13 protein-coding genes are annotated in these 11,191 nt (G+C 55.7%); 5 read left to right on the top strand and 8 right to left on the bottom strand.

The window, feature by feature from the left end:
* Positions 1-71: 71 nt before the first annotated feature.
* Together NNN71_RS20800 and NNN71_RS20795 are read right to left on the bottom strand one after the other, a co-directional pair.
* Positions 72-293: a helix-turn-helix domain-containing protein gene (locus tag NNN71_RS20800; protein WP_074185646.1), complete on the bottom strand. Its 222-nt coding sequence runs from the start codon at positions 291-293 to the stop codon at positions 72-74.
* A 39-nt stretch (positions 294-332) separates the two neighbouring features.
* Positions 333-596, bottom strand: a complete 264-nt coding sequence (locus NNN71_RS20795) for a helix-turn-helix domain-containing protein (RefSeq protein ID WP_100271570.1) — start codon at positions 594-596, stop codon at positions 333-335.
* A gap of 107 nt (positions 597-703) precedes the next feature.
* Between NNN71_RS20795 and NNN71_RS20790 the strand changes: the two genes are divergently transcribed.
* The 5 genes from NNN71_RS20790 (at position 704) to NNN71_RS20770 (ending at position 3,988) form a co-directional block, all read left to right on the top strand.
* Entirely contained in the window at positions 704-979 is a 276-nt protein-coding gene (locus NNN71_RS20790; protein WP_271459250.1) for a helix-turn-helix domain-containing protein, read from the top strand.
* A 112-nt stretch (positions 980-1,091) separates the two neighbouring features.
* Positions 1,092-1,613 (top strand): PTS glucitol/sorbitol transporter subunit IIC, encoded by a 522-nt coding sequence (srlA, locus tag NNN71_RS20785; protein ID WP_271459249.1) that lies wholly within the window; start codon positions 1,092-1,094, stop codon positions 1,611-1,613.
* Positions 1,610-1,984, top strand: a complete 375-nt coding sequence (locus NNN71_RS20780) for a PTS glucitol/sorbitol transporter subunit IIA (RefSeq protein WP_271459248.1) — start codon at positions 1,610-1,612, stop codon at positions 1,982-1,984. Before srlA ends, NNN71_RS20780 begins: the two co-directional genes overlap by 4 nt.
* Positions 1,981-2,961, top strand: coding sequence for a PTS glucitol/sorbitol transporter subunit IIB (gene srlE, locus NNN71_RS20775; RefSeq protein WP_271459247.1), 981 nt, complete (start codon positions 1,981-1,983; stop codon positions 2,959-2,961). Before NNN71_RS20780 ends, srlE begins: the two co-directional genes overlap by 4 nt.
* A 10-nt stretch (positions 2,962-2,971) precedes the next feature.
* A complete protein-coding gene (locus NNN71_RS20770; protein ID WP_271459246.1) occupies positions 2,972-3,988 on the top strand; it encodes a Gfo/Idh/MocA family protein in 1,017 nt (338 codons plus the stop codon).
* 79 nt (positions 3,989-4,067) lie between these two features.
* On the opposite strand, the gene NNN71_RS20765 is transcribed toward NNN71_RS20770, so the two are convergent.
* The 6 genes from NNN71_RS20765 to NNN71_RS20740 all read right to left on the bottom strand — a co-directional run bounded on the left by NNN71_RS20765 (position 4,068) and on the right by NNN71_RS20740 (position 10,915).
* Positions 4,068-5,108: a ParB/Srx family N-terminal domain-containing protein gene (locus NNN71_RS20765; RefSeq protein ID WP_165468238.1), complete on the bottom strand. Its 1,041-nt coding sequence runs from the start codon at positions 5,106-5,108 to the stop codon at positions 4,068-4,070.
* Positions 5,109-5,166: 58 nt separating this feature from the next.
* Positions 5,167-6,126: a fimbrial protein gene (locus NNN71_RS20760; RefSeq protein WP_271459245.1), complete on the bottom strand. Its 960-nt coding sequence runs from the start codon at positions 6,124-6,126 to the stop codon at positions 5,167-5,169.
* Positions 6,127-6,143: 17 nt separating this feature from the next.
* Positions 6,144-7,100 (bottom strand): fimbrial protein, encoded by a 957-nt coding sequence (locus NNN71_RS20755; protein WP_271459244.1) that lies wholly within the window; start codon positions 7,098-7,100, stop codon positions 6,144-6,146.
* A complete protein-coding gene (locus NNN71_RS20750) occupies positions 7,097-9,607 on the bottom strand; it encodes a fimbria/pilus outer membrane usher protein (RefSeq protein ID WP_271459243.1) in 2,511 nt (836 codons plus the stop codon). The genes NNN71_RS20755 and NNN71_RS20750 overlap by 4 nt, the downstream gene beginning before the upstream one ends.
* 11 nt (positions 9,608-9,618) lie before the next feature.
* Complete coding sequence (locus tag NNN71_RS20745; RefSeq protein ID WP_271459242.1) at positions 9,619-10,299, bottom strand: fimbrial biogenesis chaperone; 681 nt, start codon at positions 10,297-10,299, stop codon at positions 9,619-9,621.
* A gap of 103 nt (positions 10,300-10,402) precedes the next feature.
* On the bottom strand, positions 10,403-10,915 hold the full coding sequence (locus NNN71_RS20740; protein ID WP_271459241.1) for a fimbrial protein: 513 nt from the start codon (positions 10,913-10,915) through the stop codon (positions 10,403-10,405).
* Positions 10,916-11,191 lie beyond the last annotated feature (276 nt).

Raw genomic sequence — 11,191 nt, 5'->3', positions numbered from 1 at the left:
CGATGGATACATTAAAGAAATGAGAAACATTTCAAATAAAAACGTAATCCCTAACATTACCAATTAATAGTTTATTTAAATTCAAATAAATTCTTAATTTCAATTTCTAACCCTTGAGCTAAAACATTTAGTACTTCAAGGGTTGGATTCCTTACCCCCCGCTCAATACCGCTCACATAAGTACGATCAAGCCCACACTTATCCGCAAATGCTTCCTGAGACAGGCCTGACTGGAGCCTGAGTTTTTTGAGATGCGCACCAAACTGCGCCTGAATACTGGATGTATTTTTCATCCAGATAAAATGAACTTACGTTGCTTATCAGACCACGGACTATGAGTCACAATCCGTTAATTCGCCGTCTTTTTCTGCGGTATCGTCAAACATAAATAAATGGCTGAGATCCATCCCCAGACCGTCTGAAATTGCACAAATGACAACAAGCGTGGGGTTCCTTACTCCTCGCTCAATGCCACTCATGTAGGTGCGATCGATGCCGCATTTATCAGCAAAAGCTTCCTGGGACAGGCCCATCTCATTGCGTAGCGCCCTGATTCTGTTGCCCAGTACCTTTTTGATTGATCCCGTCTTTTCCATCTAGCCAGCATCAATCTTCGTTGATTATTGATCCACGGACTATGAGTCACATAAAAAGCGTGCTAGCATACATTTGTGACTCATAGTCAACAATGGAGGTAAACGAAATGGCTAAAAAAGACTGGCACCCCGCTGACATCGTTGCCGCCTTACACAAGCGCGGTACCAGTCTGGCGAAACTGTCGCGGGAAGCGGGGCTGGCCTCGTCAACGCTGTCGAATACCCTGACGCGCCCGTGGCCAAAAGGAGAGTGGCTGATTGCCATCGCGCTCGACTTGCATCCGTCAGAGATCTGGCCAGGCCGTTACCTCAATGCCAATAACAAACGTGAACCCCGAAAACCGCTTCACCCGATGACAACAACCGACAACTCCGGGACATAACGACCCGCGCTGTGAGTGGCAGGACGCATTAACCAACGACACCTGACAGGAGAGTTGTTTATGCATACCGAACCACAACCATGTTCCATCATACCCATCGCAGGAGGCCGCCATGTTTCTGGTCTCCCTGGCTGAAGGCTTTATCCACCTGTTCCAGGCCGCAGGCAAAATCTTCCTCGACATGATGACGGGGCTTATCCCGATGCTCATCTGCTTGCTGCTGGCCATCAACTTCCTGATGAAGCTGGTCGGCACCGTCAGAATAGAGAAAGTCGCCGCCCTGCTCGGCCGCTCGCGTATCCTCACCTACGGCGTGCTGCCGGTGCTCGGCTGGTTCTTTATGAGCAGCCCCGGCGCACTGACCCTCGGCAAACTCTTACCTGAGAAGAGCAAGCCCGGCTATGAAGATGCGCTCGGCACCACCGCCCATCCCCTCACCAGCCTGTTTCCCCATGTGGTGCCATCAGAGCTGTTTGTCTGGCTCGGCGTGGCTGCGGGGGTTAAGGCACTCGGCCTGCCCGTTACCTCACTGGCGCTGCGCTATATCGCCGCTGCCATGCTGATTGGCCTGATTCGCGGGATTATCACCGAGTACCTGTTCCTGCGGCTCAGCAAACGGGGGAATGCGCCATGATGATTTACTGCGCACGTATCGTCGCTATCGGGCTGTTTGTCGCCGACGGCCTCACCGACAAAATGCTCATCACCTTCGACAGCAACGGGCCGAAAGACTGCCTCGATTACTCCCTGTCGCTGGAGCCGTCGTTCCGGGAAGAGAGCCTGATGATACTCCCCGGCGACCGCCTGCTGCTGGCGGGCCATGATTATCTGGTGACCAGTGTTGGCAAAGGTGCACAGCAGGCGCTGTTTGAACTCTGCCACCTGACGCTGGTGTTCAATGGTGACCTGAACCCCTGCCACGTCGGTGCGGTCCATCTCTCCGGCCCGGTACCGAACCTGCGCGACCTGCACGGCAATCTGGTGATTGAGGAGGGGCGGCCATGAACACGGTGCTTATTCCTCCCGGTCCCGGTGGCTACGGTAAAGGGTTGTGGCTGCCCGTTGGCAGCGGCAAAAAGGTGCTGTCGCTGACCGGGCGGGAAATCCATCCCGTTGCGATAGAAATTGGCGCACTCACCGAATCGGAAATCGTCAACGGTTTTGCCGATATCCCGCCTGATAACGACATCCTGTGCGTGGTGATAAACTGCGCCGGGTCCCTGCGCTGCGGCCTGTACCCGCAGAAGGGCATTCCGACCATCAACGTGCTCCCCACCTGGCGAGCCGGACCGCTGGCGCACTTTATTACCGAGGATAACTACGTTTCCGGCGTCACGATGGAACAGCTGGTTCTGGTGGATACTGCCGAAGCGCCGGACGGCGAGCCTGAGCCAGTTCCATCTCCGGAGCCAGTCATTACCACCACTCCGCCACCTCCCCATGGTGCGGAGAAGCTGGTGCGCATGATCGAGCGTACCGGCACCGCCGTCGGCTACGTTATCGCCCTGCTGTTCGCCGCCAGCCGTGAGGCGGTGGATGTGTCGCTGCGCAACGTCATCCCGTTTATGGCCTTTGTCTCACTGCTGATTGCGCTGGTGCAGGAGACCGCACTCGGCAGCCTGATTGCCCACGCCCTGACGCCGCTGGCGAACTCGCTGTGGGGGCTGGTGCTGCTGTCGCTTATCTGCGGCATTCCGTTCCTCTCCCCGGTGCTCGGGCCGGGCGCGGCCATCTCGCAGGTGATTGGCGTGATGATTGGTACGCAGATTGGTGCGGGTGCGATATCTCCGGCCTTCGCCCTACCCGCCCTGTTTGCCATCAACGTGCAGGCCGGCTGCGACTTCGTGCCTGTTGGCCTTTCGATGCAGGAGGCAAAGCCGGAGACCATCGCAAAAGGTGTACCCGCCTTTCTGCTGTCGAGACAACTGACCGGACCACTTGCGGTAATAGTCGGCTGGCTGTTTTCCCTGGGTTTATTCTGAGGACTCAATGATGAACAAAATCAGAGCCGCCGTGGTCGGCGCAGGTATCTACGGCAAACACCATATGAACGCGTACCGCCATAACCCGGACACGGTGCTGGTCGCCATCTGCGATACCGATACAGAACGCTGCGACGACCTTGCCATGGCCTACGGCGTAATCGGCTATACCCGGCTGGATGTCCTGTTACAGGAGGAAGCTGTCGATGTGGTCTCTGTAGCAACACCGGATCCTTACCACACCGAATCCATTCTCACGGCCCTGCGCTACGGCAAGCATGTGCTGGCAGAGAAACCGCTCGCCACCTCGGTACGCGAATGTGAGCTTATCGTGGAGATGGCGCAGCAGCGGGACCTGCTGGTCGGCGTCGATTTCCATAAACGCTGGGACCCGGCGGTGATGCGCATTAAGGCCGAACTGGAGAAGCCGGAAGCCGGGCGCATCCTGCGCGGGCATATCAGCATGGACGATGTCATCAGCGTGCCGACGGAGTGGCTGGACTGGGCGGGCGCAAGCTCCCCGGTGTGGTTTCTCGGCTCACACTGCTTTGACCTGGTGCGCCATCTTTCCGGACAGGAAGTGGTGTCGGTGTACGCCGTCGGGCAGAAGCGGCTGATGGCTGAATGCGGCCTCGACACCTTCGACAGCGTGCAAAGCCTGCTGACGATGGCCGACGGCAGTTCGTGGGTGGTGGAAAACTCGTGGGTGCTGCCGGAGGGCTTTCCGAAGGACAACGACGGGCGTATCGATATTCTCTGCGAGGCAACCTATATCCGCAGCACTTCACAGCATCGCGGGCTGGAAATCACCACGCCGGGCATGACGCTCACGCCCAACAGCTATTTCATCAACTACCGCAACGGCGTTGCCAGCGGTTTTGGTATCGACCCGATCAATGATTTTGTGCGGGCGGTCATACATAAAGCGCCGTACCCGGTCACCGCGGTGGACGGACTGGCAGTCAGCCGTATTTGTGAGGCGGTACACCAGAGTCTCGAGAGTCAAAAACCTGTGTCATTAAAATAGTCGCCAGCAGGGATGCTGGTATCCGCAAGCCCGTTTATTCTGTATTCCCTAAAGAATGCCGCCATTTGTTATCCTTAATTCAGCATTCATCGTTAACGCCATTAAGTATCCTGTCCCGATAGTCTTCCAACTGATGCCGTTGCAGATAGTTTTCTAACTCCTGTGCCCAGCGCGTTCCTTCGCCGAGCGTCGCGCGGCTATGGGTTGAGGCATAAAGATAGCGTGTATCATAAAGATTAATCAGCGTCTGATTTACACCATCGATTTTGCACTTAGGATTTTTGAGCTGCTGTTCTAAAGCCCGGACAATACGGGCACGATGGTCTTGATCGGTAGCAAAATCCCGTTCCTGCAATTCGCTGAGCACCAGAAATGAAGGTGGAATTTCTTCTGCAATCGCTGCCTGCAAACGATAATGACCATCAAGAATAACAAATGATCCCAGCCCTGCTATATACCAGACAAGTACTGGAGGCAGCGCACCCTCACGGCATTTTTTACGCCACCATTTCAACCTTCCGGCATCAGGTTGTATCGAATAACGCCCAAGTAGCAGGCTACCTCCCCACCACCAGTCCACTAATCTGACTTTGTCAGGATTGACCAAATCAGGAAAATCTTCGCCGTAGAGCGTCCAGCTACAGCCGATATTCCCGCTGCTTTCTGGGGCATCAAAACGCCAGCTATTTACAGGAACACGCTGTCCGGATAATTTTGGTAATGAATATTTGGCCTCCATCGGCCTTATCAGCCATCGGCGAGGAGACAGAAGAGGCACTGGCGCATTCATTAATTGCCGGGAAAAATAGCGACACCATTCACCTGTCCAGGCCCGTTCGCCTTTGCTTTTAATCCCCTCAATATCTTCAGATGTGACAGCCGGTAATAATGTCTGGCAAGCAGAATGATCGGCATTAAACACCAACCAGACACCGGAATGATCTTTCAACATTGATGCCCAGAATAATGTCTTCCCGGAGACCTGTAGCGCCATTCGCCCATACCGACCACTTAGCATTTCCATTGCCACGTCGGTCCTCTGGCTGCTCTTGAGTGTCAGCTCCAGACCCTGCCAGTTATTATTGCGATCAAAAAGATCTTTCCACCAATATTGGGACATTATCATCTTCCCTGATAAACAGAGGGTTAGTCTAAAACCTTTAAAATTGTTCAGGTAGCTATTTATACGTCAACGTAAACGTCGCCGTGGCATTGGCGGGCCCTGCCGTCACCGCTGAGGCCGTCTGGTAATAACGCGCCTTGAGCTGAACGGTCTCCATCCCGCCATTAGGCGAAGTATAATAATCCTTTACCTGCCCGAACTGCACCGCACTGTTGTCCGGCGCGAAGTAAAGCTGAACCCCAACGCCCGTCGCCGCGGTACTGCCGCTTTCGGAATCGATGGCCATCACGCCTGGCGCATTCGACGCATCCCGGGTGGCATCAATCTGTACATAAATATGCGCGCTTTTATTGCAGTCCAGCACGATATTAAATCCCTTCCAGTCCGTGGTGTAGCCGACGCCGCTGAACTCCCGCTTGTTGTGATCGCCAAGCTGGACCGGCTCATCCACCGATGTTACCGAGCAGGCGGCAGAGGTGACGGTGTTGGTTCCGTTTAGCGTGATGTTAGCAAAGTAAAACTGGTTGACGACCGAAGCGCGCGCCAGTACCCCGTTGGTTAAGGTGCCACTGGTAATATCCCCGGTTTTTATCAGTTCTCCCTTGATCCCATCTCCTGGAATGGAGGCCCATGAGCCCCCGGCATTGTAGGGATAGCTGGCTTCATACGGCAGTACTTTGCCTGATTGAGCAGTGGTCAGGCGTAAACCCACTCCGACGAGATTGGTATTGTAGACGCCGTTGCCATAGCCACTCAGCGTTCCCCATTGCGTCAGCTCCCAGCGAGCGGTCCAGGCCTCCCGCTTGCAGCCCGCGATGGCATTACCGTTGTTATAAGCGCCGGTCACCGTCGTCGCGATGACGCTGCCGATCGGCGCATCGCGCTGGACAACCACATTGCCAAAGTTCAGATAGCCGGGCACTTCTCCAGACACGCCGCTGTAAAAGGAACAACTGGCCTCAGCCAATGGCGCAATAGCCATTATCAGCAATAATAAGCAGATGATTTTTTTCATATGATGACCCCGGGCGGTTACTGGTAAGTCAGCGTGAAGGTTGCCGTGGCGTTAGCCTCACCAGCAGTGATCGCAGACGTTGTCTGGTAATAACGCGCCTTAAGCTGCACCGTTTCAGAACCGCCATTCGGTGAGGTGTAATAGAATTTCGTTTGCCCGAACTGCACCGCGCTGTTATCCGGCACAAAGTACAGTTGGACGCCAATCCCCGTCGCCGCCAGATCGCCTGCCGCGTTGTCCAGCTTTATCACACCGGCAACATTTGACGGATCCTGAGTGGCATCGATCCGGACGTTAATGCGGGAATTCTTGTTACAATCCAGCGCAATGTTGAATGCCTGCCACGCCGTGGCAGAGCCAGGTCCCGTGAATTCAGATTTTTTATGCTGGTCCAGCTTCACGTTAACATCCGGTGTCGTGACGCTACAGGCAACTGACGTAATGGTGTTCGTACCATTCAGGGTGGCATTAGCAAAATAGAACTGATTCACCACGGAAGCTCGCGCAAGCATACCGTTATTCAGCGTCCCGCCTGTAATATCCCCCGTTTTGATAAGCTCAGCTTTAATGCCATTACTACCGATGTAAATATAAGTATTCGCGCCTACGCTCTGGTCGTAAGGAATCACTTTATTAGTAGTGGTGTTAGTTAATCGGATACCCACTCCGGAAATATTAGTGTTATAGATATTGCTGCCAAGAGTACTCAGTGTTCCCCATTTACTCAGTTCCCAGCGGTAGGTCCAGGGCTCTGAGCAACCGGCAATCGTTTGACTGCCGTTATAGGCCCCCGTTGTGACCGTGGAGAGGACACTGCCCACCGGTGCATCCCGCTGAACTATCACATTGCCGAAGCTGAGATAGCCCGTGACTTCAGAAGTCAGGCCGGATGAAAATCCGCAGGCAGCCTGTGCACCAAAGCTCATCAGCCACAGGATCAGAAACGCACAACTCGATTTAGCTAAGCGACTCATTCCCGGCACTCCTGCGCTATTTCCACGACCGGAACGTTTCCGGCACGGTAATGCACCACGCACTGCTGCGCCCCGTTCCAGCTCACCGCGATCTCGCCCGCTTCCGGCACGCCAGTGAGATATACCTGGCCGTCGTCGCCGACAATGCCGCTCCCCCCCTCTTTCAGCTTCGCCTGCGCGCCGAACGGTACCGGCAGTCCGCGATACAGTAGCGTCATCAGCACCCGTCGCCCAACGCGCGTGTTGAACTCCGCCATCACCACCGCCCCCTGCGTTGGCGTCACGGTCTGCACAGCGGTGTCGATATCCACCTCATCGCCCAGCGTGCTGGTATCCAGCGCAATACGGTTTTTCTTGTACGGGTTAACGTACGGCACCACCGCGTAGCCACGTCCGTCGGTGTAAACGCCGGTGTTGTTCTGCACCTTCGCCTCATCCGCCCCCGGGGCGCTGACCACCGCCAGCGACTCGCCGAGCGGCTGGGAAAGGGTGAGCCCGTGCGGATGAACCACCACGCCGCCCTTCAGGCCATAATTGACCTGCTGCGTATCGTCGTCATAGTTGTAGCCGCCAGTGATTTCCCCCTGTCCGCCTTTGTAATCGGCATTGATATTGCCGGAACCACCGACGCCATGGTTGGTGTAGCTCTGCTGGAGGCTGTAGCTTAAGTTGTTGTCAGCAAGCAGGGTGCCGTTGAGCCCGGCCTGCTGGCGGGTATCACCATGTTTAGCGGTGTTGACGCTGTAGCTGGCCCAGGCGTTATTTGCCGCCTCGCCGGAGAGGAATTTGCTGAGCGGCACCTGGATATTAAAGGCCAATTGCTGATCGGCAGGCTGGGTACTTTCCGGGTAATCGCTGTAGCTGTAGGTGATGCTGTAGCTGATCCCGTTAATATTCCCGTTCCAGCCGGTGCTCAGGGTGCGTTCATAACCGTCCTCTTTCCAGTAATCCTGCTGGTAGCCGGAGACAAAAATCGATCCGTAGCTGCCTACGCTCTGGCTGAGATCCAGCTGAAGCCGCTGGCGTTTGTTGTATGTCATCCGCCAGCCATCATCGCTGTCCGAACGCAAATCGTTCGCCTCCTGGAAGGTGTAGAAACCCTCCGTGGAATAACGGTAAGCCGCGAGCGTGAAGCTGGTATCGGTGGTCTGAAAATCCTTCGAGTACTGAACCCGGTACGACTGGCCGTCGTGGGTCTCGTCGTTGTTGAGGGTGGTATGCGCGGCGGTAATATCGGCCGAAAGCGAACCCAGCTCGCCAAGGCCAAAACCCAGCCCCGCCGCGCCGGACTGGTAATCCTCCGAGTACAGCGTACCGCCATAAACGGTGATGGCATGCGGCAGGCCGTAAATCGCGGTCACCTGGCCGAACTGCGGTTCGTCGCTGTCCTCATTGCCGCTCCGGTACTTCCCGGCGGTGAGGGCATATTTCAGATGCCCTTCACGCTGCATAATCGGTACCGCAGAAAAAGGCTGGATGAAGGTACGTTCGCTGCCATCCGCTTCTTTGATGGTCACTTCCAGGTCACCGCTGCCCGAGGTTGGGTAAAGATCGGTGATGGTAAACGCCCCCGGCGCAACATAGCTCTGGTAGATGATGTAGCCATTCTGCTTAATGGTCACCTGGGCGTTCGACTGCGCAATACCGCGGATCACCGGGGCGAACCCGCGCAGGCTGTCCGGCAGCATGTTATCGTCAGAGGCAAGCTGCGCGCCGCGAAACTGCACGCTGTCAAAGATGTCCGACGGGGTGTAGCTGTCGCCGAGCGTGAGCTGCCCTTTCAGGCGCTGGATATCCCGCTGGAGATACGTGTTCACCAAATCCCAGTGGCTGCCGTTTTCGTCATCATAATTCCAGGTGGAATAGTTGCGCAGCCGCCACGCGCCGAGGTTCAGGCCGCCTTGCAGGTTAGCGTAGTAGTTGTCATCAGAACCGTTTTCCCCGTTGCGCCAGGTATTGCTGCCGCTGAGGTTATAGTTCAGCAGCGCGGCAGGCACCCCTTCGTCCCATTCAGACGGATCCACCGCGCCTCTGGCGCTGGCATCCATTGCCGCCTGCGGGATACTCACATTCAGCTGCAGCTGGCTGAAACGCAAATCGGTGGTGGCCATCGGGATGTAGTGGCCGATATTTTCCAGCGGCTTTTCAGGGGGTAGCGCCGCCAGCGCGGGAAAGACGTCCGTTTTGACGCCCCAGGCTTTGAGCATCGCGGGCGTGACCTGTGCGCTGAGCTTTTTGTCCGGCCCGGAGATAAACGCAATATCCTGCGCCTGTCCCTGCCGTTCACCATTCACGTAGACCGTGACCCTGTAAGTGCCAGGTAGCTGGCCGTCGGCTTCAGCAAAGGTGGATAAATCCGCCACCGGCTGGCCGGGATTGTCGATCTCCAATGCATGAGGGTTGAAGATCTCACGGGCCTCCGCGTGACGGAGATACCCCAGCAGCAGAACCATCACCAGCAGCAGCGCCAGCAGAAATACCATCAGCCGGGAAGTTGGATTTTTCATCTCTTCCTCCCTCACAGCCTGCGGCTTTCAGTCTGGCTGACGCCGCCGTAATCACTGATGGCCTGCCAGCTCACGCTGGAGACAGATGCCGAAGGTAGCGTGAAACTCGCGCTGCCTTTCGGCGGCACCATATCCGCGTCTTTAATCTCCTGCCCGTCCACCTTCAGGGTAAATAACGTGACGTAATAAGAGGTAGGGTTACTGATAGTAAGACGGTTGCCGCTGCGGGCGACGGAGAGCTGGTGATAAGCGGTCTCAGGCCGACCGTCCAGCCCGGCGGGACGGTAGAACAGCTTCAGGCGCGACTTCACCACCACCTGCAGCACGTTGGTGCGGAGTTTACTGTCATCAGTCGCGGGGATGGATTTTACATTCAGCCAGAAGACCGACTCCCGGTCCTGCGGCAGGTTTCCCCCGGTACGCACAATGCGCAGGATATTCTCTTCACCCGGGTTAATACGAAACAGCGGCGGGGTAACAATAAACGGCGCTTTCGCATTTTGCTCACCGCTGTCCACCCAGCTTTGAACCAGATAAACACTGGATTTCTCGGGATTACGAATGGATGCGGAGGTCTCTTTTTTATCTCCGTCATAAATGACGCGTGTGCCGCCAATCACTATTCCGGCCTGCGCCTGCACGGTAAAGGAGGCCAGTAATAGCGCCAGCGCAACGTCTGCATACCTGTTCATCTTGTTATCTCCGGGCGAAAAATACGCATCCCTGCGAAACGCTCCCTGTTATGCGGCGGCGCATGGGTAGGAGGAGGAGAATGCACCCCGCGACGGCACAGCGTTATTTGTAAATGATGGTGAACTCAGAGGTACCGTTTGCTGTACCGGTAGTGACCGCCGGGCCTGTGGAGACATAGCGGGCGACAAAGTCGAGCGCGTTTGCGCCTTCTGCGAGGGTGTAGTCGGATGAAGCGGAGTGCAGCGGGATGGCCGTGCCGTTTTTATCTGCGATCTGGATCCCGACCCCGGTGGCGATGCCCGTGCCACTGTCCAGCGCCAGCAGGCTCTGGTCGTTGTTATCGGATGTCCCGTCAAATTTCACATTTGCACCGGTGACCGTTTCCGGGCACTCGCTCACGTTGATGGTAAATTGCGTTGGCGCCGCTCTCATCCCCTTTGCCCTGTTAAGGGCGGTCTGGGCAACATTGCCGAGGTTCACCGGTAGATTCTGGGAGCCAGTGTCGATCTTGCAGGTCTGGTCGGTAATGCTACCGGTGAAATGGATGGTACCGTCGGCGGCCATGGCATTAGCCGCCGCCAGCATAAAACACGCGCTTAACATCGTTTTTTTCATGTGTTTCTCCTTGATGAAAGAACATTCGGGACTCGGCCCCGCATCACTCTGGCGGTGAAAAAATCTGCGTTAGACTTTCCCGTTAGTGCCAGAGTGGTGAGTTCAGGAGAAAATGATGTGGAAGAAAAGAATGAGAAATAAAATGCCATCGGGAGAGGAAATGAGCTTGCAGAATGGCATAAAACAGTAAAGCGGTGAGCGAATGAATACTGGCAACGTGAACCTCTAAAGCACGTTGCCAGCGAGGGCCAGAGGAACATCATATATCTACTACGT

It is taken from the genome of Kluyvera sp. Awk 3 (assembly GCF_028069715.1).
Taxonomy (GTDB): Bacteria; Pseudomonadota; Gammaproteobacteria; order Enterobacterales; family Enterobacteriaceae; genus Kluyvera; species Kluyvera georgiana_A.
The sequence above is the reverse complement of the archived record's forward strand: the minus strand, read 5'-3'. Positions and strand labels throughout refer to the sequence as shown.